The organism is Bradyrhizobium sp. USDA 4353 (genome assembly GCF_054063215.1).
This window is the reverse complement of record NZ_JBSSGB010000001.1, coordinates 460,131-483,240: the sequence shown is the minus strand read 5'-3', so window position 1 is coordinate 483,240 and position 23,110 is coordinate 460,131. Positions and strand designations below refer to the sequence as shown.

18 protein-coding genes and 1 pseudogene are annotated in these 23,110 nt (G+C 66.8%); 5 read left to right on the top strand and 14 right to left on the bottom strand.

Annotated features, from left to right (window positions below):
- Positions 1-117 precede the first annotated feature (117 nt).
- Positions 118-2,034, top strand: a complete 1,917-nt coding sequence (locus tag ACVILH_RS02215; RefSeq protein WP_456711419.1) for a pseudouridine synthase — start codon at positions 118-120, stop codon at positions 2,032-2,034.
- Between the two features lie 225 nt (positions 2,035-2,259).
- Positions 2,260-2,814: a 16S rRNA (guanine(966)-N(2))-methyltransferase RsmD gene (gene rsmD / locus ACVILH_RS02210; protein ID WP_456711418.1), complete on the top strand. Its 555-nt coding sequence runs from the start codon at positions 2,260-2,262 to the stop codon at positions 2,812-2,814.
- Between the two features lie 209 nt (positions 2,815-3,023).
- Here the strand turns inward: rsmD and mutL are convergent, their stop codons facing one another.
- The gene (gene mutL, locus ACVILH_RS02205) at positions 3,024-4,874 is read right to left on the bottom strand and encodes a DNA mismatch repair endonuclease MutL (protein ID WP_456711417.1); all 1,851 of its coding nucleotides are present in this window, start codon (positions 4,872-4,874) and stop codon (positions 3,024-3,026) included.
- A 156-nt stretch (positions 4,875-5,030) separates the two neighbouring features.
- Here mutL and ACVILH_RS02200 point away from each other — a divergent pair, with 156 nt between their 5' ends.
- Positions 5,031-5,342 (top strand): ribbon-helix-helix domain-containing protein, encoded by a 312-nt coding sequence (locus ACVILH_RS02200; protein WP_456711416.1) that lies wholly within the window; start codon positions 5,031-5,033, stop codon positions 5,340-5,342.
- Positions 5,343-5,550: 208 nt separating this feature from the next.
- Here the strand turns inward: ACVILH_RS02200 and ACVILH_RS02195 are convergent, their stop codons facing one another.
- The 5 genes from ACVILH_RS02195 to arfB form a co-directional block, all read right to left on the bottom strand.
- Positions 5,551-7,119 carry a GMC family oxidoreductase gene (locus ACVILH_RS02195; protein ID WP_456711415.1) on the bottom strand — a complete coding sequence of 523 codons (1,569 nt, stop codon included), beginning with the start codon at positions 7,117-7,119 and terminating at the stop codon, positions 5,551-5,553.
- Between the two features lie 38 nt (positions 7,120-7,157).
- Positions 7,158-7,706, bottom strand: a complete 549-nt coding sequence (locus ACVILH_RS02190) for a gluconate 2-dehydrogenase subunit 3 family protein (RefSeq protein WP_456711414.1) — start codon at positions 7,704-7,706, stop codon at positions 7,158-7,160.
- Positions 7,707-7,757: 51 nt separating this feature from the next.
- Positions 7,758-8,153, bottom strand: coding sequence for a VOC family protein (locus tag ACVILH_RS02185; RefSeq protein WP_006610406.1), 396 nt, complete (start codon positions 8,151-8,153; stop codon positions 7,758-7,760).
- 1 nt (position 8,154) lies between these two features.
- The gene (locus ACVILH_RS02180; protein WP_456716852.1) at positions 8,155-8,472 is read right to left on the bottom strand and encodes a c-type cytochrome; all 318 of its coding nucleotides are present in this window, start codon (positions 8,470-8,472) and stop codon (positions 8,155-8,157) included.
- Between the two features lie 218 nt (positions 8,473-8,690).
- Complete coding sequence (gene arfB / locus ACVILH_RS02175) at positions 8,691-9,110, bottom strand: alternative ribosome rescue aminoacyl-tRNA hydrolase ArfB (RefSeq protein WP_456711413.1); 420 nt, start codon at positions 9,108-9,110, stop codon at positions 8,691-8,693.
- 1,000 nt (positions 9,111-10,110) lie between these two features.
- Between arfB and ACVILH_RS02170 the strand changes: the two genes are divergently transcribed.
- Entirely contained in the window at positions 10,111-10,749 is a 639-nt protein-coding gene (locus ACVILH_RS02170) for an alpha/beta hydrolase (protein WP_456711412.1), read from the top strand.
- Positions 10,750-11,127: 378 nt separating this feature from the next.
- On the opposite strand, the gene ACVILH_RS02165 is transcribed toward ACVILH_RS02170, so the two are convergent.
- The 6 genes and pseudogenes from ACVILH_RS02165 to ACVILH_RS02140 form a co-directional block, all read right to left on the bottom strand.
- Positions 11,128-12,507: a M16 family metallopeptidase gene (locus ACVILH_RS02165; RefSeq protein WP_456711411.1), complete on the bottom strand. Its 1,380-nt coding sequence runs from the start codon at positions 12,505-12,507 to the stop codon at positions 11,128-11,130.
- The gene (locus ACVILH_RS02160; protein ID WP_456711410.1) at positions 12,507-13,892 is read right to left on the bottom strand and encodes a M16 family metallopeptidase; all 1,386 of its coding nucleotides are present in this window, start codon (positions 13,890-13,892) and stop codon (positions 12,507-12,509) included. The genes ACVILH_RS02165 and ACVILH_RS02160 overlap by 1 nt, the downstream gene beginning before the upstream one ends.
- 173 nt (positions 13,893-14,065) lie before the next feature.
- Entirely contained in the window at positions 14,066-14,767 is a 702-nt protein-coding gene (locus tag ACVILH_RS02155) for a hypothetical protein (RefSeq protein WP_456711409.1), read from the bottom strand.
- 171 nt (positions 14,768-14,938) lie between these two features.
- Positions 14,939-15,436, bottom strand: a complete 498-nt coding sequence (lspA, locus tag ACVILH_RS02150; RefSeq protein ID WP_456711408.1) for a signal peptidase II — start codon at positions 15,434-15,436, stop codon at positions 14,939-14,941.
- A gap of 226 nt (positions 15,437-15,662) precedes the next feature.
- A pseudogene (ileS, locus tag ACVILH_RS02145) lies at positions 15,663-18,726 on the bottom strand (isoleucine--tRNA ligase).
- A gap of 219 nt (positions 18,727-18,945) precedes the next feature.
- A complete protein-coding gene (locus ACVILH_RS02140) occupies positions 18,946-19,926 on the bottom strand; it encodes a bifunctional riboflavin kinase/FAD synthetase (protein WP_456716851.1) in 981 nt (326 codons plus the stop codon).
- A gap of 265 nt (positions 19,927-20,191) precedes the next feature.
- Between ACVILH_RS02140 and ACVILH_RS02135 the strand changes: the two genes are divergently transcribed.
- Positions 20,192-20,587 (top strand): response regulator, encoded by a 396-nt coding sequence (locus ACVILH_RS02135; RefSeq protein WP_006613531.1) that lies wholly within the window; start codon positions 20,192-20,194, stop codon positions 20,585-20,587.
- Between the two features lie 71 nt (positions 20,588-20,658).
- On the opposite strand, the gene ACVILH_RS02130 is transcribed toward ACVILH_RS02135, so the two are convergent.
- Positions 20,659-21,513, bottom strand: coding sequence for a TIGR01459 family HAD-type hydrolase (locus ACVILH_RS02130; RefSeq protein ID WP_456711407.1), 855 nt, complete (start codon positions 21,511-21,513; stop codon positions 20,659-20,661).
- Between the two features lie 15 nt (positions 21,514-21,528).
- On the bottom strand, positions 21,529-23,082 hold the full coding sequence (locus ACVILH_RS02125) for an EAL domain-containing protein (protein ID WP_456711406.1): 1,554 nt from the start codon (positions 23,080-23,082) through the stop codon (positions 21,529-21,531).
- Positions 23,083-23,110: the final 28 nt, after the last annotated feature.

The window sequence follows — 23,110 nt, the reverse complement described above, 5'->3', positions numbered from 1 at the left end:
GCCCAAGTCTGCTACTGGATCGCCCTTCAGCACAACCGGACCCCATTTTCGCGTGACATGCGCTGCTCCCGAAGCGCGCGTAGCACCCCGCGTCCTGCACCCCGAAGTGAGACCTTCATGCCCCGCACCACCGATAAAGACAACGATTCCCGCGGCCGCCGCGGCGGCGCCCCGCGGGGGCGGTCCGAGGGACCCAAGGGACGCTCGGGCGCCGCGCGCGGGCCGGAGAAGAAGTTCGCCAAGCGCGGCTTCGGCGACAAGGACACCGGCAGCCGCGGCAAACGCTCGTTCGACGAGGGCCGGGCGCCGCGCCGCCGCGACGAGGGTGACGCACCGCGCAAGTCCTACGGCGACAAGCCGCGCTTCAACCGCGACGATCGTCCGCGTGGCGATCGGCCGTATGCGGCGCGGTCGGGTGAGGGTGAGAAGCGCGCGTTCAAGCCGCGTGGCGACCGGCCGAAATTCGACCGCGACGAGCGCGGCGGCGAGAAGCGGCCCTACACGCCGCGCGGTCGCGACGAGGGCCGCCCGGCAGGGTGGTCGTCGGACCGCAAGTTCGGCGAGCGCAAACCTTACGCCCCGCGTGAGCGCGATGGTGAGAAGCGGCCGTATACGCCGCGCGGAGAGGGCGCGCGTGATCGCAGCGACCGTCCGCGTGCGGAGCGCAAGTTCGGCGGCGAGCGCAAGTTCTCGCGCGGCGCCGACGGCGATCGCGGCGAGCGGAAGTTCAGCAGCGGCCCGCGCAAGGAGTTCGGCGATCGTCCGCCGAGAGGCGAGAGCAAGCCGTGGCAGAAACGTGGCGCCGATGGCGACCGTCCGGAGCGCAGCGCACGTCCGCCGCGGGAAGGCGGACGCAGTTTCGACCGGCCGCGCTCCGACCGCACGCGCGAGGATCGTCCCAAGTTCGACCGGCCGAAATTCGATCGGCCGCGCCGCGACAATGAGGACGACAGCCAGATCTTCGCCAAGCGCCCGGCGTTCGGCGGCCGCGGTCCGTATCGCGAGCGCAAGCAGGACACCGAGAAGCGCAGCAAGCGCGTCGTGCCCGACGAAGCGCCGCGACCGGGCAAGACCGGCGAGCGCATCGCGAAGGTGCTGGCGCGCGCAGGTCTCGCCTCGCGCCGCGACGCCGAGGAGATGGTGACGCAGGGCCGCGTCTCGGTGAACGGCCGTGTCATCAACTCGCCGGCGCTCGACGTCACCGAGAACGATGAGATCAAGGTGGACGGCGCGCCGCTGCCGGAGCGCGAGCGGACGCGGCTGTTCCTGTACCACAAGCCGCGCGGGCTGATGACGACGCACAGCGACCCCGAGGGCCGCCCGACGGTGTTCGACAATCTGCCCGAGGGCCTGCCGCGGCTGATCTCGATCGGCCGGCTCGACTTCAACACCGAGGGCCTGCTGCTGCTCACCAACGACGGCGGCCTCGCACGCGTGCTCGAGCTGCCGGACACCGGCTGGACGCGGCGCTACCGCGTCCGCGCCCATGGCGAGATCACGCAAGCGCAGCTCGATCAGCTCGCTGCTGGCGTCGAAGTGGATGGTGTGAAGTACGGCCCGATCGAAGCGACCTTGGAGCGCGACCAGGGCGCCAATGTCTGGCTCGTTGTCGCCATCCGCGAGGGCAAGAACCGCGAGGTGCGCAACGTGCTCGCGCATCTCGGCCTCGAGGTGAACCGCCTGATCCGCGTCTCCTATGGTCCGTTCCAGCTGCTGGAGCTGCCCGAGGGCGAGGTGCAGGAGGTCAAGACGCGGGTGCTGCGCGAGCAGCTCGGCGAGAAGGTCATCGCGCAATCCGGCGCCGATCTCGGCCCGGCCGGCGCGGGCAATCGCGAGCCGCTGCCGGATCCGAAGCCCAAGCCGAAGCGCGAGGTCGTCGCCGACCGCAAGGGCCGCCGCGTCCTGGTCCAGCGCACCGGCAGCGAGGAGGCCCGCGAGCGTCACGAAGCCGAAGCCCGCTTCCCCGGTCCGCCGCGCCGGCCGAAGCGCGGCTATCACGGCAAGCGCGATATCAGCCCGCGGGACGACGAGTAGGGCGATGCGATCGGCTGCGATGCATGCCGCGAGCGCAGCGCTCCTCGCTGACGCTCGGGTGGTCTCTCCGCTCCCTCCCCCCTTGTGGGGGAGGGTTGGGGAGGGCGGTGGCCCAGGAAAGATTCGCGCTCGTGGCACCCCCACCCCCAACCCCTCCCCGCAAGGGGGAGGGGAGGGCAGCTCGCCCGGAGCCATAGCGTCTCTCAAAGCACGCAGAGGCGCGTGATGCGTGTCGTCGGTGGACGGCTGAAGGGCCGCAACATTGCGTCGCCGGCGTCGCGGGATATCAGGCCGACGCAGGATCGGCTGCGCGAGGCGTTGTTCAACATTCTCGTGCACGCCTACGACAATCCGATCGAGGGCGCGCGCGTGCTCGATCTCTTCGCCGGCACCGGTGCGCTGGGCATCGAGGCGGTGTCGCGCGGTGCCGAGTTCACGCTGTTCGTCGACAACGGCGCCGAGGCGCGGGCGCTGTTGCGCAACAATGTCGAGGCGCTCGGGCTGGGCGGTGTCACCAAGGTGTATCGCCGCGATGCCACCAATCTCGGCCCGGCGCATCCGGTCGAGCCGTTCGCGCTGGTGTTTCTCGATCCGCCCTATGGCAAGGGGCTGGCGGAGACGGCGCTGGCCTCGCTGCGCGAGGGTGGCTGGCTCGTGCCATCGGCGTTGCTGGTGGTCGAGGAGTCCAAGGCTGCTGCGTTCAAGGCGCCAGAGGGGTTCGAAGAGTTGGAACGCCGCGCTTACGACGACACCGAGTTCGTGTTCTTGCGCGGTTCGTGATCCACCCTCGGTGTCGCCCCTGCGAACGCAGGGGCCCATCACCACAGGATTGAGTTGGGACGCAGGCTGATCGCCACGCCGTTCTTTTTCCTCACGTCCGCTGCGGCGTATGGGTCCCGGATCGGCGCCTCCGCGGCGCGTCGCGCCGCTGCGGCTTGTCCGGGACGACACCGAGTTTGTAGCTATGGTCGTGGCCTCAAGCGTCGTCGCTATCTCCTCCCGAACAGCCTCTCGACATCGGCGAGCTTCAGCTCGACATAGGTCGGGCGGCCGTGGTTGCACTGGCCGGAGTTGGGTGTGTCCTCCATCTCGCGGAGCAGCGCGTTCATTTCCTCGGGCTTGAGCCGTCGGCCGGCGCGGACCGAGCCGTGGCAGGCCATGGTGGCGGCGACGTGCATCAGGCGGCGCTCCAGGGGCAGCGCCTCGCCCCATTCCTCCATGTGCTCGGCGAGATCGCGCAGCAGCGCCGAGGCATTGATCTTGCCGAGCAGCGACGGCGTCTCGCGCACCGCGACCGCGCCGGGGCCGAAGGATTCGATCGCGAGCCCGAACGAGGCGAGCTCATCGGTGCGCGCGAGCAGCGACTCGACGGCGGCTTCGTCGAGCTCGACAATATCCGGGATCAGCAGGATCTGCCGCTGCACGCCGTGTGCTGCGAGCGAAGCCTTTAGCCGCTCATAGACGATGCGCTCATGCGCGGCGTGCTGGTCGACGATGACGAGGCCGTCGCGCGTTTGCGCGACGATGTAGGTGTCGTGGATCTGCGTGCGCGCGGCGCCGAGCGGACGGTCGAGCAGGTCGGGCGCGGCCGGCTGCTCGTGCAGCCGCAGATCGGCGCGCGGGCCGCCGACGTCGAACGCGGCCTGCATCGGCTCGGCGAAGGCTGCGGATGAGAACGCTGCCGGTCCCGCAGCCGCGTCGTCATAGCGCGGCATCGGCGCGACCGGCGCTGACGGCGAGCGCTGCCAATCCCAGTTCATCGGACCAGGATTGGGCCGCGGCGGCGTGAAAGCCGGGCGGAACGCGGCGATGGTCGCGCCGCCGTCATTGGCCGCGGTGCGGCGGCCTTCGCGTGCCAGGCCTTCCTTCAGCGCGTGGATGATCAGGGCGCGGACGAGACCGGCATTGCGGAAGCGCACCTCGGTCTTGGCGGGATGCACGTTGGCGTCGACCTCGCGCGGATCGAGTGTCACGAACAGCGCCACGACCGGATGGCGGTCGCGCGGCAGATAATCGGCATAGGCCGCGCGCACCGCGCCGAGGATCAGCTTGTCGCGCACGGGGCGGCCGTTGACGAACAGATACTGCCCGAGCGCATTGGCCCGTGTCAGCGCGGGCGCGGCAGCGAAGCCTTCGACCACGACATGATCGCGCTCGCTGCGCACCGCGATCGCATGGCTGCGGAAGTCGGCTCCTAAGATGTCGCCGAGTCGCGTCAATTGTCCCGGCGCACCGGGCAGCGCGGCGGCCCAGGTGATCGGCGCGCGCTCCTCGCCGGCGAGCGTGAAGGCGATGTCCGGTCGCGCCATCGCCAGCCGCCGCACCACCTCGCGGATCGCCTCGGCCTCGGTGCGGTCGGTCTTGAGGAACTTCAGCCGCGCGGGCGTGGCGTGGAAGAGATCGGCGACCTCGACGCGGGTGCCTTGATTCAGCGCGGCCGGCACGATGTCGGACTTGTCGCCGCAATCGACGCTGATCGCCCAGGCGTGCGGCTCGCTCTTGTGCCGCGTCGTGATCGACAGCCGCGCCACCGAGCCGATCGACGGCAGCGCCTCGCCGCGGAACCCGAGCGTGCGGATCTGCAGGAGGTCCTCGTCATCGAGCTTCGACGTCGCGTGGCGCTCGACCGCGAGCGCGAGATCAGCGGATGTCATGCCGCCGCCATCATCGGTGATCGCGATCTTTCGCCGGCCGCCACCGTCGGTGAAGATGTCGATCCGGTGGGCGCCGGCATCGATCGCGTTCTCGACCAGCTCCTTGACCACGCTCGCGGGCCGCTCGACCACCTCGCCGGCGGCGATGCGGTTGATGACCTGCTCGGGGAGTTGGCGGACGGGCATGAAGGGACTGGCTTGGATTTTGAAGGTACGTAATTCTGCGAGAATAGCGTTTTTTATGCAGTGCGGCAGGCGAAAGCCACGTTCTCCAACGGGATTGTGAGGCAGGCGGGGCCAGTATATCGTTTCGCGAAAATCACAATCTGCCGGAGGGAGCCCATGTGCCGCCTGTTCGCACACCAGCCTCAGCGCGATTATGAGTCGCAGACCCGCTCCTTGCGGATCGGCGGCCATAGCACGTCGATCCGGCTCGAAATGGCGTTCTGGGACACGCTCGAGGAGATCGCGGCGAAGGAGGGCATGAGCGTCGCCAAGTTCGTGACCACGCTGTATGCCGAGGTGCTCGATCATCACGGCGAGGTGAAGAATTTCGCGTCGCTGCTGCGCTGCTCCTGTTTGATTTATCGGTCGAAGGCAACGGCTGCGATTCCGGAGTTCACTGCGGCCGCGATCATGGACGCGGCGGAGTAGGGTGCGGCCATCCTTCGAGACGCCCGCCTTCGGCAGGCTCCTCAGGATGAGGACCTTTGTCGCGGATAGATCTGAGACCCTCTCCATGAACACGCCGTTCGGCGTGTTCATGGACGATGAGCCGTTCCGGCTTCGCATTTGGCCCCTCATGGTGAGGAGCGTCGCACTTGCGACGCGTCTCGAATCATGAGGCCCCATATCATCCGCTCTAGATCTCCTTCTTCTGCATCGCGCCGGCGATGTAGTCGGCTTGCCGGATCGCCAGCGCTACGATCGTCAGCGTGGGATTGCATGCCGCGCCTGTCGTGAACTGGCTGCCGTCCGACACGAACAGATTCTTCACGTCGTGCGTCTGGCCGAACTTGTTGACCACGCCATCCCGCGCCTTCTCGCTCATCCGGTTGGTGCCGAGATTGTGCGTCGAGGGATAGGGCGTGGTCGGATAGGTCACGGTGGCGCCCACCGCCTCGTAGATCGCCGAGCCCTGCTTGTAGGCGTGGGCGCGCATCGCGAGGTCGTTGGGATGGTCGTCGAAATGCACCGAGGCCACGGGCATGCCGAACTTGTCCTTGGCGACGGGATCGAGCGTGATGCGGTTGGTCTCCTGCGGCATGTCCTCGCCGACCAGCCACATGCCGGCCATGCGCGGATAGGTCTCCATCGCCGCGGTGAAGCTGCGGCCCCAGGCGCCGGGATTGAGGAACGCGGCCATGAAAGGAAGACCGAGCGACAGGGTCTCCATCTCATAGCCGCCGACGAAGCCGCGCTTCGGATTGAAAGCGGCCTCGTCGCGCACGATGCCGGCCATCGTGGTGCCGCGATACATGTGCACGGGGTTCTCGAACGTCGCATAGACGCTGCCGGTCATATGCCGCATGTAGTTGCGGCCGACTTGGCCCGAGGAGTTGGCGAGGCCATCCGGGAACAGGCTGGAGGCGCTGTTGAGCAGGAGCCGCGGGCTCTCGATCGAGTTGCCGGCCACGGCGACGATGCGCGCCTTCTGCTGCTGCATCTTGCCGTCGCCGTCGGCATAGACCACGCCGGTGACCTTGCCCGACGCGTCATGCTCGATCTTGATCGCCATGCAGCCGGAGCGCACTTCGAGATTTCCTGTGGCCTCGCCCTTCGGAATCTCGGTGTAGAGCGTCGACCATTTCGCACCGGACTTGCAGCCCTGGAAGCAGAAGCCGATCTGCTGGCAGGAACCGCGGCCGTCGCGCGGCTGCGAGTTGATCGCCATGTTGCCGGTGTGCACGGTCTTGTAGCCGAGCCGCTTGGCGCCGGCTTCGAGGACCTTGAAGTTGTTGTTGCCGGGAAGGCCGGGAATGTCGTTGGTGCGCGTGACTCCCATCTTGAACTCGGCCTTGGCGTACCACGGCGCCATCTCGGCCAGCGTCACCGGCCAGTCGAGCAGCGTAGTCCCGGGCACGCCGCCATAGGTGGTGCGCGCCTTGAACTCGTGCTCCTCGAAGCGCAAGGAGGCGCCGGCCCAGTGCACGGTGGAGCCGCCGACCGCCTTCACGATCCAGGCCGGCAGATTGGCGAAGTCCTTCGCCACGCGCCAGCTTCCCGAGGTGGTTCGCATGTCGGTCCAGGCGAGCTGGGTGAAGCTCTCCCATTCGTCATTGATGAAGTCGGGGATCTCGTAGCGGCCGCCGGCCTCCAGGATCACGACCTTGATGCCCTTCTGCGCGAGCTCGTTGCCCAGGGTGCCGCCGCCGGCGCCCGAGCCCACGATCACGACCACGCTCGAATCGTTCAGATCGAATTTTGCCATTGTGGTTTCCTCCGTGTTCTCTTTGTTGTTCGCCGGCGTCAGGCTTTGGGCAGCCAGTCGATGTCGGAGAAGCCACGGTTGATGTAGCCGCCATGCTCGGCGGAGGAGCCCTCGTAGCCGAACTTCGGCCAGAGCTCCTTCTGATTGTAGAGCGACACCACGAGGTCGCCGCGCAAGGTCTTGAAGAAGGTGGTCTGCTCGATGCCCTGCAGCAGCGCGACCCGGTCGGTCTCCCACGGCACCTGCGCATACGGCACCTTGTGGCGATCTTTCGCGTCCTGGTCGAGCCGGGCCACGCCGTCATTGATCATCGCCTTGACGGCCGCATCTTCCGCCGCCTTGCCGTCCCACGGCTTGACCGCGACGATGTAGTAGCGGTCGGCGAGGAAATCGTGCGGATAGATGTCGCGCGCGACCTTCACCAGTGTCTTCAATGTGGTCGGCGTCAGCGCCTTGGCATCCTCGGCCCAGGCATCGGTGATCCCTAAGCCGGTAGCAGATGCGACGGCCGCGGCCGGCACGGTCGAGGCCGCGCCCTTGAGAAAGACGCGGCGGTCGTATTTGTTGCGGCGATCGACTTCTCTCATGGGTAGTTCCTCCGTGGGTTTTTTGTTTGTAGTTCCGTAGTCTCGCGGACGTCAGCCGAAGCGGCCGCCGCGCTGGATCACCTCGATCTTGTAGCCGTCGGGATCGCTGACGAAGAAGAAGCGCGCCAAGGTCGCGCCATTGTGCTTGAAGTCGCGCAGCGGCCCGGGCGCCAGGTTCTCGCGCTCGAAGCGGGCGTGCTCGGCATCGACATCGTCGACCACGACGGCGAGATGGCCATAGCCGTCGCCGAGCGTGTACGGCTCCTTGCGATCGAAATTCACGGTCAGCTCGACCTCGAACGGCGACGAGGGATGGCGCAGATAGATCAGCGCGAAGCCGTCGAAGCGGAGATTGTCGGCGATCTCCAGGCCGAAGGCGCGCTTGTAGAAGTCCAGCGCCTTGGCCTCGTCGAAGACGCGGATCATGGAATGAACGGGTTTGGCCATCTCAATTGTCCTTGAGGTAGTTGATGATCGCGGCGCGCACGTCCGGCTTGGCCTGGCGGTAGGCCATCACGGCGCCGGGGATCAGCTCTTGCGGATTGGTCAGCCAGGCGTCGAGCTTGGCCTCGTCCCAGGTGAAATCGGCTTTCGCAAAGCCGGCGGAATAGCGGAAGCCGTCGACCGAGCCGGCGCGGCGGCCGACCACCTTCGACAGCGGCGGTCCCTGGCGCATCGGCTCGGTGCTGCTCAGCGTGTGGCAGACAGCGCATTGCTGCTTGAACAGGGTCGCGCCGTCGACGGGCTTGGGCGAGGGCAGCGCCATCTGCGCCGAGGCCATCGTGGTGCCGAGCACCGCGCTGCAAAACAGTCCGAAGAACACAGGCGCAAGCCGCGCCGCACGCCATGCCGACATCGATCCTCGCTCTCGTTTTTTCTGAGAGTAGGTCGCAGCCGATGCGGCGTGGTAGTAGCCGGCTGTTTCAGCGAGAACAAAGCAGGCGCATGATTCGTCTGCAATGCAGCATATGTCAGCGTCGCTAACTAATCGTCGAAGCGGCGCGCGCCGCGGCCGGCCTTGACGTCGCTGCGCAGCTTCTTGCCTTCGAGGCGGCGCTGCTTGGAGCCGAAGGTCGGCTTGGTCGGGCGGCGCACCTTCGGCCGCACCATCGCCTCGCGCAGCAGCGTCACCAGACGCTCGATCGCGTCGGCCTTGTTGCGCTCCTGGGTGCGGAAGCGCTCGGCTTGGATGACGATGACACCGTTCTTGGTCATGCGCTGGCCGGCGAGGCGGGTGAGCCGTGCGGCGGCATCCTCCGGCAGGGTGATGCGGCTGGTGTCGAAGCGCAGCTGCGCCGAGGTCGACAGCTTGTTGACGTTCTGCCCGCCGGGCCCGGAGGCGCGGACGAACGAGATCTCGATGTCGTTCTCGTCGATGGCAAGGTCGCGGGAGATCCGCAGCATGGGGCACCAGGGGAATCGAAGGATTTTGAGAGCACCATAGCGTGTTTAGCCGCGGTGTGCGCGGGTGGGCAGTGACCAGATCCATTAGGGGGCCGCGACGCTACCAAAATCTCCGCTGTCATCCCGGCCTAGTGCGCCATTGCGCACGCGGCGCCGGGATCCATAACCACAGGGAGCGGTTTGGGGCAGGCTGGTCATGACCACCTTCCGCCTCATTTCGGCTGCGGCGTATGGGTCCCGGATCGGCGCCACGCCGCGGCTTGTCCGGGACGACGGCGGTCGGCGTCAAGGACTTCACGGTTCGTAGGGGGCAAAGGCGCGCCGCTTGTGTGGTTGTTGCTCCGCTCTCTCGCGCGCCGTGCCCACCATTCTCACCGAGAATGCGGATGCATGGTGGGCACGCGACCGCCCTGCGGGCGGCTGCTTTGCCCACCCTACGGCAGCATGCTCTGGGTCCGATTTACATCTCAAACAGCGACCGACATAGCGGTGCATTCCCGCGGCACATTGCGCCCGAGGTCTACAATCAGGCCGCCCCTCGCAAACATGCAGAGGGCGCAGGGAATGCCGGGTGACAGCCTCACCCATGGCCCGCCTGCGGAAAAAATGCAGGCGGCAGGTACCACAGGCAAAGCCGGAACACGCCGGCATTCCCTGCGCGATGGGTGGAACGCTTATACGCAGTCTCCCTGGTGCCCGGCTCGTTGGCCACCATCACCACGCGGCACGTCGGTGCCCCCGCGGCTTGACACCAGCATCGGGGTGTCAGGACGCTGCGACTTCACGTCCGCAACAGATCGTTCGTCCGCGCCCTCGTTACCGAGGACGCTGCGATCTCTCGCGGCCATCGCATCCCCACCTCGCGTGTCGTGACGATCGCGCGCTGCGCCCCTCTGCGGTGAGGCGGGATGGGCGGATAAGATCATGAATTCCATAAAATGGCAAGAAGATTATTTTTTTCAGAAATGAATGGAGGTGGAAGCCCGCGCGCCGCTTTGGCATGATGGCCGTCATGAGCGGAATGGTTCACCTCTTCGTTCGGGGCGCCGATCCTGTCGGGGCGCCGCTGCTGCTGCTGCACGGGACCGGCGGCACGGAACGTGACCTCCTGCCCGTGGCCGGCGAGCTGGCGCCTGCGGCGTCGGCCCTCGCTGTGCGGGGCAGCGTCGAGATCGATGGAGGTTTTGCATTCTTTCGCCGGCATCCGGACCGGACGATCGATGAGGCGGACATCACCGCGCGCGCCACTTCATTGGCGGCGTTCATCACCGCGTGCCGCCATGATCACGGACTATCGGCGCCGGTCGCCGTGGGATTCTCGAACGGCGCCATCATGGCGGCTGCGCTGCTCCTGATGCGGCCGGGATTGCTGCGGAGCGCGATTCTGTTTCGGCCGCTGTCGCCGTTGTCGAGAGAGCTGTCGACGACGATGCAGCCGACGCCCGTGCTGATCCTCGACGGACGGAACGACACGCGGCGTTCGCATGGCGATGGTCTGAGACTGGCGCAGAGGCTGGAGCGCGCCGGTGCTGTCGTGACGCACGATGTGCTCGACACGGGCCACGGGATCACGTCGGAGGACGTTGCGATTGCACGCGCGTGGCTGGCCAAGAGGGCTGACGAAGCACGAGGCCGATAGGGTCGCGGGTGAGCGCTCCTGTCCGGCTGCCGCCGCTCGCCTGTGCGACTTCAGCCAGCCTGCACGACCGGCTCTCTCCCCGCTCTAGGCCGAGTGAGGGTCAGCCGCACGGGCGGTGCGCTTTGCTGGAGCAATCGATTTATTCGGAGCGGCAATGCCCGTCCGATGGACTGCGACCGGGGCTGGCAGTGTGCCATGCCCCTCACCCGGATTGCTACGCAATCCGACCTCTCCCCGCAAAGGGCGGGGAGAGGTTGCAGCGGCCGCACCGACAAGCTTGTGGTCACACGAGCAATGCGAGGCGCACCGAGCATGCCGCTGCAAGCTGCGGAAATGGTGAGCGTGACTCGCCGAGGCGGCGAGAGCGCCGCTGCTCCCTCAGTTCGTCTTCGTCACCGGGGCCGTAACCGGCGCCTGCGCCGGCTCGGCTGCCGCCTGCGGCGTGCGGCCGACCACCGCGGTCAGCAGGCCCTGGCTCCAGAGCTGCTTGGCGGCCTTCTTCGCATCGTCCAAGGTCACCGCATTCACGATCTCGCTGCGCTTCTCGATGTAGTCGATCGGCATCTTGTCGAGCTGGTATTGCAACATCGCCTGGGCGAGCTTCGAGGAGGTGTCGAGCGCCAGCATCTGCGAGCCGTTGATGTAGGACTTGGCCTCGTCGAGCTCCTGCTGGGTCGGGCCTTCCTCGGCGATGCGGCGGATCTCTTGCTCGACCGCGGCGATGGTCTCGCCGGCGCGGTCGAAGCGGGTGGCGGTGTTGCCGATGAAGAGGGCGGAGTGGTCCATCCACAGCAGCGCGTCATAGACGGAGTAGGCGAGGCCGCGCTTCTCGCGGACCTCCTTGTAGAGCCGCGACGACAGGCCGCCGCCGCCGAGGATGTGGTTCACCACATAGGCCGCCATGAAGTTCGGGTCGTGGCGGCGGATGCCGGGGCCGCCGAAGGTGATGACGGTCTGCGGCACGTCGAGCGAGACCAGCACGCGCTGCGGCGGCTTGGTGGCGACGACGTCGGGCACCGGCGTGAGCTGAGCCTTGGCCGGCAGGCTGCCAAAAGTCTGGTCGAGGAGCTTGCCGAGCGTGGCCGGATCGACGTCGCCGACGACGGCGACCTTCAAGGTGTCCTTGGCGAGGATGCGCCTGGTGTAGTCCTTGAGATCGTCGACGGTGATGCTCGGCACGCTCTCAAGAGTGCCGTTGGACGGACGACCATAGGGGTGGTTGGGGAAAGCGAGCTCGAGGAATTTGCGGCCCGCGAGCGAGCTCGGATTCGTCGTCTCGCGGCGCAGGCCGGACAGCACCTGCGACTTGATGCGCTCGACGTCGGAGGCGTCGAAATGCGGCGAGGTCAGCGCCGTCCGCAGCAGCTCGAACGCCTCGTCCTTGTTGTCGCGCAGCATCCGCAGCGAGCCGCGGAAATTGTCGCGCGCGACCTGGAACGACAGCTCGATGGCGCGGCGATCCAGCCGCTCATGGAAGGTCTTGGAGTCGAGATCGCCGGAGCCTTCGTCGAGCAGGTCGGCGACGAGGTTGCCGACGCCGGGCTTGCCCTGGGGATCCTGCGCGGCGCCGCCCTCGAAGGCGTATTCCATCGCGATCAAGGGGACGGTCGCGTCCTGCACGAACCAGGCCTCGATGCCGCCGGGCGAGACCAGGCGCTGGATCTTGGTGGCGGCCTGCGCGGCGGGAGAAAGCGCCAGCGCGGCAGCGGCAACCGCGAGCGTGCAGGCGAGACGGCGGGTGAAGCTCATTGTGTTCATCACGACCGCTTCTCCTCGCGCTTGGCGGCATTGTCCTTGATCAGATAGCCGGTGACCGAGCGCTTCTTCTGCAGCCAGGTCTGCGCGGCGGCGCGGACCTGCTCGGCTGTCACGGCGCGGATGCGATCGGGCCAGCTTCGGATGTCCTCGATGGAGAGCCCGGTGGTGAGACCGCCGCCATACCAGCGCGCCATCGTCGCCTGGTTGTCCTGGGCGTAGATGGCCTCCGCAATCAGCTGCGTCTTGACGCGCTCGAGGTCGGCCGCGGGCACCGGGTTCTGCGCCAGCTCGGCAATGACGCTGTCGACGACCGCCTCGACCTGGGCGAAGTCGACACCCGGCCGGGGCGAGGCCGCGATCGAGAACTGCGTCGGGTCGAGCGATGTGCCCTGATAGGACGCGCTGGTGTTGATCGCGAGCGGCTTGTCGACGACCAGCGCGCGGTAGAGATAGGAGTTGCTGCCGCTGCCCATCAGCTGCGCCAGCACGTCGAGCGCGGCCGACTGGCCGGGCGCGGCCGTCGTCGCCGAGGGCACCAGATAGAAGCGGCGCATCGAGGGCTGCTCGACATGCGGGTCAGCGAGCGTGACGGTGCGCGGCGCGATCGGCTCCGGTTCCTGCGGCCGCATGCGGCGGGCGGGAATGTCGGCTTGCGAGGGAATCTTCGCGAACGTCTTCTCGACAAGCGGACGCACCTCGTTGACGTCGGTGTCGCCGGCGATCACCAGGATCGCATTGTTGGGCGCGTAGAAGCGGCGATAGAAGGCGAGCGCGTCCTCGCGGCTGAGCTTCTCGATCTCCGGCTTCCAGCCGATGACGGGACGGCCGTAGGGATGATTGACGTAGAGCGCCGCCATGACCTGCTCGTTGAGGCGGGCTTCCGGCGAGTTGGCGACGCGCATGTTGTACTCTTCGAGCACCACGTCGCGCTCGGGCAGCACGTTCTCGTCCTTCAGCACCAGGCCGGTCATGCGGTCGGCCTCGAAGTCCATCATCTTCGGCAGCTGGTCGCGCGGCACGCGCTGGAAGTAGCCGGTGTAGTCGACGGAGGTGAAGGCGTTCTCATTGCCGCCGATCTTGAGCACGGTCTTGGAGAACTCGCCGGCCGGATGCGCCTCGGTGCCCTTGAACATCAGATGCTCGAGGAAGTGCGCCAGGCCCGATTTGCCGGGTGTCTCGTCGGCGGAGCCGACCTTGTACCAGATCATCTGCGTCACCACGGGGGTGCGGTGATCCTGGATGACGACAACCTGCAGGCCGTTGGGAAGCGTGAAGCTGGCGGGGGGCTCGGAGGCGAACGTCGTTTGCGCCGAAGCGCCGGCCGTGAGCGCGAGGAGGGAGACGAGCGCGGCGGCGACGAAGGTGAACCGGTGCGAGGACATCATGATCCTTCTGAAGGCCCGCGAGATCGGGCGATCGGGTTTGAGCGCAGCATGCTACACCGCGCGGGACGGGGCCCGGCGTCACAAAACGGCGACATGCTGCCGCCGCAAGACATTAAATTTCGCTAATGCCAGCCAAGCCGGCATCTCCGGACAACGACGGACCGCAGCCGCCGTCACCGTTCCTTGCCGGTCATGATGTCCAGCTGCTTGCCGCCGATCGGCTCCTGCGCGCCGCCGGTGCCATAGGCATAGCTCGGGGACGGGGTCTGGTAGCCCGGGGGCGGCTGGGTCAGGGTTTCGCGCTGCGGCTCGGTGGTGAACTGCTTGGTCTCGGTATCGCTGCCGCCCTTGAACAGGCCGAACAGCGAGCCCTTGAAGCCGAGCTGCGCCGGGCTCAGCATCGGATTGGTGTTCGCGCCCGGCTGAATCGGCTCGGTCTGCTTGGTGGCGGCCGTCCGGCCCATCTTCATCTCGGCCGGGGTCAGCGGACGGGCCGCGGCGACCGGGTCCTTGTTTTCTTTCTTGCGCGCCGCAGCGGCGGCGCGGCGCTGCTGCTCGTCGGGGTCCTTCGGCCAGTTCGGCGCAGTGGCCTGGGCGGCAGAGGCGGGGGGCGGCAGATCGAGCTTGGGCGGCACGACCAGCGGCGAGCGCTCGCGGTAATTGATGGTCGGCGTCTCCATGTTGGTGCCGCCGAGACCGCGCATCAGATTGTCGATGATCTTCTCTTCGAAGGTCTTGTCGTCCTCTTCGTCCTCCTGGGCGCGGGCAGTGCCCGCGGCCATCACGAGGCCGATGCCGAGCGCAACGGCGGACAGCCGCAGGGCGCGAAGGGCCGTGTGGGTCACGATCCGGCTTGAGACTTCGGTCTTGCGCATGGCTTTCCCTGTCCTCGCTTGTCCAGTGCTCGTGCTCGACGAACCGGCCGCGAATCCAACTACAGAGGACCCACGACCTCCACGGGCCGTCCGGTCGTCGGGCCGATCTCAAAAACGTGAAGAACGTCAGGCTCTTGACCTGGGATCGATACCGGCCGGTATCGACCCCGATCAGGGCGCTTTTGCGGCGGGACCCCCGAAGAAGGAGTCATACAGCAGGCCCGCCACCCCGGCAACGATGGCCACGTCGGCCATGTTGAAGATGTACCAGTTGTAAACCGTGCCGCCGATCTCGATGTGGAACAGCGCGAAGTCGACCACCGCGCCATAGGCCAGCCGGTCGATGCCGTTGCCGATCGCGCCACCGATGATCAGGCCGAGCGCTGTTGTCGCGAGCTTGGTCTCCGACCGCGCCATCCAGATGGCGAGCAGCACCACGGCCACGACCTTCACCGCCATCAGGCCATATTGCGCCAGCGGAGAGTCGTTCTGCAGCCAGCCGAAGCTGATGCCGATGTTCCAGGCGAGGACGAGATCGAAGAACGGCGTGACCTTGACCGTGCCGCGGTTGGGCAGGTCGAAGCCGTAGAGCAGCCACAGCTTGGTGGCCTGGTCGATGACCAGGGTGGCGAGGCCGGCGATGAGGCCGAGGCGGAGGCGGGGGGTCATTGGGCGCGAGGTGCTCCGCGGACGACGGTGCGCTCCCTCTCCCCGTTCTTACGGGGAGAGGGTTGGGGTGAGGGGCAGACGCACGGGCGGTGTTCATGGCGAGACCTGTACCCCCTCACCCGGATTGCATCTGGCGATGCAATCCGACCTCTCCCCGCAAGCGGGAAGAGGTTAGGGCGGAGCGCGCCGCGACCTCGATCCAAACCAAGTACGAGTGTTCGAGCCACTACACGCCGACTCCCAGCTCCTTCCATTCGCGCAGCGCCTGGGCGTCGCGGGGGGAGACGTCGGGGTATTCGGCGTCCTCGCCGACGCTCTCCAGGATCTTCCAGGAGCGGGCGCACTTCTTGCCGACGGCCTTTTCAACGACGACCCCGACACCCGGCACCGCATCGAGGCGGAACGCCTCGGCCGGCGCCTCGCTTTCGCGGACCTCGTAGTTCGAGGTGATGCAGACCTCGGCGAGATCCGTGTCGAACAAGGTGCCGAGCAGCGCGCGGTCGGCGACATAGATGATCGGCGAGGCCTCGAGCGAGGAGCCGATGGTCTTGGCGGCACGGGCGAGCTCCAGCGCGCCGGTGACGACGCGTCTCACGTTGCGGATGGTCTCCCACTTCGCGGCGAGCGCGTCGTCGCGATAGCCGGCCATCGCCTCCGGGAACAGCGTCAGATGCACCGACGGCTCGGCGTCGGGGCGATACATGCGCCACGCCTCGTCCGTCGTGAATGACAGCACCGGCGCCAGCCATTTCAGGATGGCGTCGCAGATCAGGTCGATGGCTGTCAGCGCCGCCTTGCGCGCCCACCGAGGATGGCGGATCGCAATACAGCGTGTCCTTGCGGATGTCGAAATAGAACGCTGAGAGCTCAGTGTTCATGAACGCCGCGAGCGAGGCGATCACCGTCTTGTAGTCGAACGCGGCATAGGCGCGGCGGATCACCTCGGCCTGCTGCGACAACTGATGCAGCATCAGCCGCTCCAGCTCCGGCATCTCGGTGAACGCGACCGCCTCGCTGCGCCTGTAATGGTGCAGGGTGCCGAGCATCCAGCGGATGCTGTTGCGCAGCTTGCGGTAGGTCTCGATGGTGTTCTTCAGAATCTCCGGGCCGATGCGCTGGTCGTCGGCATAGTCGGTGGCGCAGACCCAGAGTCGCAGGATGTCGGCGCCGGAGTCCTTGATCACCTTCTGCGGCTCGACGGTGTTGCCGAGCGACTTCGACATCTTGCGGCCGTTCTCGTCGAGCGTGAAGCCGTGCGTCAGCACGACGTCATAAGGCGCGCGGCCGCGGGTGCCGCAGCTCTCCAAGAGCGACGAGTGGAACCAGCCGCGATGCTGGTCCGAGCCTTCCAGATACATCACCGTATCCTGGCCGCCATCGACCTTGCGCTTGATGCCGGCGAGGCCGGGGAAGTGCACGGGGTCTTCGAGCACGAAGGCGTGGGTCGAGCCGGAATCGAACCAGACGTCGCAGATGTCGTCGACCTTCTTCCAGTCCTCGTTGGCGCGGGACCCAAGGAAGCGCTCACGCGCGCCGTCGGCGTACCAGGCGTCGGCGCCTTCTTTCTCGAAGGCGTCAGCGATGCGGGCGTTCACCGCCTCGTCCTGCAGGATCTCGGCGGAGCCGTCGCCCTTCTCGCGCACGAACACGGCGATCGGGACGCCCCAGGCGCGCTGGCGCGAGATCACCCAGTCCGGACGGTTGGCGATCATGCCGTTGATGCGGTTCTGGCCGGCGGCCGGCACCCATTGCGTGACCGAGATCGCCTGCAGCGCGCGGGCGCGGAGGGTATCGCCGGGAGCCGCAGATGCAGCGCCCGTGTGGCCCCCCACCCCCGACCCCTCCCCGCGAGGGGGAGGGGAGTCCACGATGGGCTTGTCCATCGCGATGAACCATTGCGGCGTGTTGCGGAAGATCACCGGCTTCTTGGAGCGCCAGGAATGCGGGTACTGATGCTTCAGACGGCCGCGCGCCAGCAGCTGGCCGGCTTCGGTCAACGCCTTGATGACGGCCTCGTTGGCGTCGCCCTTTTCGCCCTTGTCGTTGATGACGCGCTTGCCGGTGAAGCCCGGCGCGTGATCGGTCAGCGCGCCGTTCTCGTCGACAGTGTAGGGGATGGTGGTCGCGATGCCGCGGCCGTCAAGCTCGCGGGCATTGGCCATCCAGACGTCAAAATCCTCGCGGCCGTGGCCGGGGGCGGTGTGGACGAAGCCGGTGCCGGTGTCGTCGGTGACGTGCTCGCCCGACAGCAGCGGCACGATGAAATTGTAGCCGCCTTCGAGGCCCTTGAATGGATGCGCGCATTCGACGGCATCGAGCGTGTCGCCGGGGATGTCGCGCAGTTTATTATAGGACGTGACGCGCGCCTGCTTGAACACGCCCTCGGCGAGCGCGTCGGCCAGGATCAGCTTGTCGCCGGTCTTCGCCCAATTGTCGGCGGGGGCGTCGGTGACCTCATAGAGGCCATAGGCGATCTTCGGCGAGAACGAGATGGCGCGGTTGCCGGGCAGGGTCCAAGGCGTGGTGGTCCAGATCACCACGGAAGCACCCGCGAGCGCGCCATGCGCCGGCGAGGTCACCGGGAATTTCACCCAGACCGTGTCGGACTGATAGTCCTCGTACTCGACCTCGGCCTCGGCGAGCGCGGTCTTCTCGACCACGCTCCACATCACCGGCTTGGAGCCGCGATACAGCGTGCCGTTGGCGGCGAACTTCATCAGCTCGCGCGCGATCTGTGCTTCGGCCGGATAGGTCATGGTGGCGTAGGGATGGTCCCAGTCGCCGATCACGCCGAGGCGCTTGAACTCCTCGCGCTGCACGTTGAGCCAATGCTCGGCATAGGCGCGGCACTCCCGGCGGAACGCGACCATGGCGGCAGAGTCGCGGAAGTCGGGCTTGGTCTTGCCCTTCTTGCGGTAGTTCTCCTCCTCGATCTTCCACTCGATCGGGAGGCCGTGGCAGTCCCAGCCCGGCACGTAGTTGGAATCGTGGCCGAGCATCTGCTGGCTCTTGGTCACGACGTCCTTGAGGATCTTGTTGAGCGCGTGGCCGATATGGATGTTGCCGTTGGCATAGGGCGGGCCGTCATGCAGGACGAATTTCGGCCGGTGCTTGGCGGTCTCGCGCAACTTGCCGTAGAGATCGATGTCGTTCCAGTACTTCAGGAGCTCCGGCTCGCGCTGCGGCAGGCCGGCGCGCATCGGGAATTCCGTCTGCGGCAGATAGAGGGTCTTCGAATAATCTTTTGTGTCGGCTTTTTGGGCGTCGGATTTTTGCGGCTTGTCGGACATCGTGATCTGATGAGCTCAAAGAGGGGCGCGGAGGCGCGATGTGAGGATCGCGGGCGGCGGAACGAGCAGAGACATCCCGGTCTTGCGCCGAGCTCGAAAAGCTCAGGCGGAAGCCGGGCCGCTAATGCCGATGGTGCGCCGTATCAACATGGGGCCTCCTCTTAGCAGCCGGACGGCCAAATCGCAAAGTCATCCTGCGGCCGGCTCGCTTGACGGGGCCTATTCGATCTCGCCGAGCCGGGGGAAGAGGCCGGCATTGGCCGAAAGCAAGGCGCGCGCCTTGGCGCTGTCGTCGTCCATCTGCCGGATCAGGGCCTCGATCGAGGTGAACTTGGCCTCCTCGCGGATGAAGCCGATGAAGGCGACGTCCAGCACCTCACCATAGAGGCTGTCCTTGAAATCGAACAGAAAGCTTTCCAGCAGCGGCGCGCCGTTGTCGAAGGTCGGGCGGCGGCCGAAATTGGCGACGCCGTCGATCAGGACCCGGTTGGCGCCGCGGCCGCGGCCGACCCGGACGGCATAGATGCCGTGGCGCAGCCCGCAATCGCGGTCGAGCCGCATATTGGCGGTGGGATAGCCGAGGTCGCGGCCACGCTTCTCGCCGTGGATGACCTCCGAGGTCACGAACCAGGGGCCGCCGAGCATGGCGGTCGCTTCTGCGACCTGGCCCTCGGCCAGCGCCTCGCGGATGGCGGTCGACGACACCGGCCGCTCGTCGATGTCGACATGCGGCTGGACCTCGACGGTGATGCCGAGCTTGGGCGCCTCGTTGGCGAGCAGGCTGGGCGAGCCGACCCGGCCCTTGCCGAAATGGAAATCGTAGCCGACCGCGATTCCGGCCACGCCGAGCCGGCCGATGAGATCGTGGTGAATGAAGTCCTGCGCCGAGGTCTGGGCACGGCCCTTGTCGAAGCTCATGACCACCGCGCCTGAAAGGCCGGTTCCGGCCAGCAGCCGCAGCTTGGCGGCCTCGTCCGTCAGCCGGAATTGCGGGGTATTGGGGCTGAAAAACCGTCGCGGATGCGGCTCGAAGGTCAGCGCCAGGGCGGGGCGGCCCTTGGCTCGGCCCATCTCGATGGCGGCCTCGATAACGGCCCGGTGACCAAGATGGACACCGTCGAAATTTCCCATCGCCACCACCGCGCCCTTGAGGATGTCCTGTGGCGGGGTGGAATCGCGGATGATCGTGAAGGCGGGCATCTGTCGGAAATATCTCGCGAATTTCTTCAAGCCGCCGATCCGGCGGGCGGGTTCGACCGTGGGCGGGCGGCCTGCCGAAGTCAAGCCAAAGGGGGCCCGGATTTCATGCAGCGCAGCAATAGCGACATGCAGCCGCAGCGCAGTTAACGCGCTGTTTAACGGCTGATGCTACTCCTGGGGCCGGATGGCGGGGTCGCTGAAAGACCTGCCAAAAGAGCATTTTTGGTAACAGTCTGCGCGTTGTGTTCGCGTTGGGGGAGTCAAGATGGCGGTTGATTTGACGATGCCGGTGCTCGTCGTCGACGATTACAGCACCATGATCCGTATCATCAGGAATCTTCTGAAGCAGATCGGTTTCGAGGACATCGACGACGCGAGCGACGGCTCGATGGCGCTCAACAAGATGCGCGCCAAGAAGTACGGCCTCGTGATCTCCGACTGGAACATGGAGCCGATGACCGGCTACGACCTGCTCCGCGAGGTCCGCGCCGATCCGAACCTGGCGACCACGCCCTTCATCATGATCACGGCGGAATCCAAGACCGAGAACGTGATCGCGGCCAAGAAGGCCGGCGTGAACAACTACATCGTCAAGCCGTTCAACGCGGCGACCCTGAAGACCAAGATCGACGCGGTGTTCCCGGACATGGCGACGGCCTGACGCCCGCCTGATCCACGCCGAAATGAAAGACGCCCGGCACTTGGCCGGGCGTTTTTCGTTTCAGGCCAGGGTCACCATTTCAGCTCGCGCATCAGGGCGCGGGGCGGGTGGCCGAACAGCTCCTTGACCGAGGCCGGGTCGAGCTGGTCGATGCCGGCGAACTCCTCGGAATGGATGCCGCGGGTGACGAACAGGCAGTCGATGCCAAACCCATGCGCGCCGGCGAGATCGGTGCGGACGGAGTCGCCGATCGCCAGCACCTCCTCGCGCGCGACCGGCCGGCCGGCATGCTGCTCGGCGAGCTGCATGGCGCGCTCATAGATCGGCCGGTGCGGCTTGCCGTAGAAGATCACCTCGCCGCCGAGCTCGCGATACAGCTCGGCGATGGCGCCGGCGCAGTAGATCAGCCGGTCGCCGCGCTCGACCACGATGTCCGGATTGGCGCAGATCAGCGGCAGCTTGCGCTCCCGCGCCTGCAGCAGCATCGGCCGGTAGTCCTCGGCGGTCTCGGTCTCGTCGTCGTAGAGGCCGGTGCAGATGATGTAGGAGGCCTGCTCCAGCGGCGACAGCGCCAGATCGAGGCCGCGATGGATCGAGTTGTCGCGCTCGGGGCCGAGCCAGAACACCTTGCCGCCCGGGTGATCGGCAACGTAATGCCGGGTCAGGTCGCCCGAGGAGACGATGGCGCTGTAGACGTCGTCGGCGACGCCGAGCTTGCGCAACTGGCGCTGGACCGAGTCGGCGGGCCGAGGCGCATTGGTGATCAGGATGACCGTGCCGCCCTCGCTCTTGAAGCGATGCAGGGCGTCGCAGGCCTCGGGGAACGATTCCAACCCGTTATGGACCACGCCCCAGATGTCGCTCAGCAGCACCCGCTTGCGGCCGACCAGATCGCGCAGCCGCTCCTCGAATCGCAACGCGGTCATGGCCGGCAACTTGAACTAGATGTTTCCGGCGATGCGGCGGACCAGAGCGGCGTTGCCGCTGCGGGGCGCAGCATTGGCATTCGACGCGTCGAGGGAGGGAGTGCCGGCGGCATTGGGGTCCTGGATCTTGATCTCCTGCCCGCCCGGTGGGGTGGCAGCGGCCTCGCCGGTAGCAGATGCGCCCTCGGGTCGCAATGGGCGGGGCGGCGCGAACAGAAACCCCTGGCCGAAGCGGACGTCGTAATCGAGCAGGTCGACGACGCTGTTCTCGCCCTCGATCCGCTCGGCGATCAGGTCGATGCCGAAACGGCCGAGCAGGTCGGATAGATCGGTCGGGTGGATGTCGGACAGCGAGCTCTGCTTGGGATCGAGCAGCAGCGCGGCCGGCACCTTGATGAAGCGGACGCCGCGATCGGCCAGCTCGCGCGGCTCGAAGCGGAGGTCGGTGACATGGTCCATCGAGAAGCGGTAGCCGCGCTGCGCGAGCGCCGCGAGATGCTCGGTCTCGGTCGGTCCCAGGCCGCGCAGGGTCGACTGCTTGAATTCGAGAATGAAGGACGGCGCCAGCGCCCGGTTGGCTTCGAGGAAGTCGAGGCACTGGGAGAAGTTCGAGGGGCTGCTCAGGGTCGCCGAGGAGATGTTGCAGAAGATGCCGACATCCTTGTTGCGGACCATCAGCCGGCGCAGCACCTGGACGCAGCGAAGCAGGACCATGTGGTCGATGCGACCGACCAGGCCCGCCGCCTCGGCGATGCCGATGAAGTCCTCCGCCGCGACGACCTGGTCGCGCTCGTCGCGCAGCCGCGTCACCGCTTCGTAGAAGCGGACCTTTCGCTGGGGCAGCGTCACCAGCGGCTGCAGGTAGATGTCGAGGCGATTGTCCTCGATCGCGCCTTTGACGGCGGCGAGGATCTGCGGCTGGCTGCGCGGCCCTGACGGCACCGGCGCCATGACGGCGGGCGCGGCTGGGGGCTGTGGAGCCGGCGACGGCTTCGACGCAGCAGCGGGCGCTGCGCTGAACGTGGTGGTCGCTTCCTTCGGCTTCAGATCGACTTTGGCCGAGCTTGCGGTGGTCGGGTCGGGATAGACCGCCGTGGCCACCGGCGCGGCCTCGCGCACCGGAGTCGCGGCGGGCTCAACGGGCGCCGCCGTACCTTGCGGAATCGCGGCGATGAGGTCCTCGTGCTGCGCGACCGTCACGGCGAGCTGCTTCATCAATCCGCCGAGCTCATTGATCTCGCCGATCACACCCTGCAGGCGGTCCGCGCTCACCGAGCTGGACGACACCATCCGGCCCTCGACGGCCGACAGCCGCCGGCCGAATTCGGCGACCTGGCGGGCGAGGTCGGCCGTTCCACGCGACAGATCGGCGATCTGGCTGCCGACGTCGGAGCGGTCGCGCAGCCGCATCGACACGGCGTTGTAAAGAATCAGGAAGGTCAGCGCGGCCAGCGAGACGATCGCGGATTCGGATCCACTGATACCTGCCACCGAGTACAGGATCAGGCCGAGCGATGCTGCGACCAAAACCATGCAAACGGCGATGAAAATCGTAGAGATACGAATCATGCTGCGCGACGCTCCCAACCAAACGCGA

Coding starts and splice junctions, on each gene's coding strand:
- ACVILH_RS02160 (WP_456711410.1), bottom strand. CDS start 13,892: ATGATGTCCTCGCACCGGTTCACCTTCGTCGCCGCCGCGCTCGTCTCC.
- mutL (WP_456711417.1), bottom strand. CDS start 4,874: ATGCCCGTCCGCCAACTCCCCGAGCAGGTCATCAACCGCATCGCCGCC.
- rsmD (WP_456711418.1), top strand. CDS start 2,260: ATGCGTGTCGTCGGTGGACGGCTGAAGGGCCGCAACATTGCGTCGCCG.
- ACVILH_RS02135 (WP_006613531.1), top strand. CDS start 20,192: ATGGCGGTTGATTTGACGATGCCGGTGCTCGTCGTCGACGATTACAGC.
- ACVILH_RS02180 (WP_456716852.1), bottom strand. CDS start 8,472: ATGGCGCTGCCCTCGCCCAAGCCCGTCGACGGCGCGACCCTGTTCAAG.
- ACVILH_RS02140 (WP_456716851.1), bottom strand. CDS start 19,926: ATGCCCGCCTTCACGATCATCCGCGATTCCACCCCGCCACAGGACATC.
- ACVILH_RS02165 (WP_456711411.1), bottom strand. CDS start 12,507: ATGAACACAATGAGCTTCACCCGCCGTCTCGCCTGCACGCTCGCGGTT.
- ACVILH_RS02130 (WP_456711407.1), bottom strand. CDS start 21,513: ATGACCGCGTTGCGATTCGAGGAGCGGCTGCGCGATCTGGTCGGCCGC.
- ACVILH_RS02190 (WP_456711414.1), bottom strand. CDS start 7,706: ATGAGAGAAGTCGATCGCCGCAACAAATACGACCGCCGCGTCTTTCTC.
- ACVILH_RS02155 (WP_456711409.1), bottom strand. CDS start 14,767: ATGCGCAAGACCGAAGTCTCAAGCCGGATCGTGACCCACACGGCCCTT.
- ACVILH_RS02200 (WP_456711416.1), top strand. CDS start 5,031: ATGTGCCGCCTGTTCGCACACCAGCCTCAGCGCGATTATGAGTCGCAG.
- ACVILH_RS02125 (WP_456711406.1), bottom strand. CDS start 23,082: ATGATTCGTATCTCTACGATTTTCATCGCCGTTTGCATGGTTTTGGTC.
- ACVILH_RS02185 (WP_006610406.1), bottom strand. CDS start 8,153: ATGGCCAAACCCGTTCATTCCATGATCCGCGTCTTCGACGAGGCCAAG.
- ACVILH_RS02215 (WP_456711419.1), top strand. CDS start 118: ATGCCCCGCACCACCGATAAAGACAACGATTCCCGCGGCCGCCGCGGC.
- lspA (WP_456711408.1), bottom strand. CDS start 15,436: ATGACCCCCCGCCTCCGCCTCGGCCTCATCGCCGGCCTCGCCACCCTG.
- ACVILH_RS02195 (WP_456711415.1), bottom strand. CDS start 7,119: ATGGCAAAATTCGATCTGAACGATTCGAGCGTGGTCGTGATCGTGGGC.
- arfB (WP_456711413.1), bottom strand. CDS start 9,110: ATGCTGCGGATCTCCCGCGACCTTGCCATCGACGAGAACGACATCGAG.
- ACVILH_RS02170 (WP_456711412.1), top strand. CDS start 10,111: ATGATGGCCGTCATGAGCGGAATGGTTCACCTCTTCGTTCGGGGCGCC.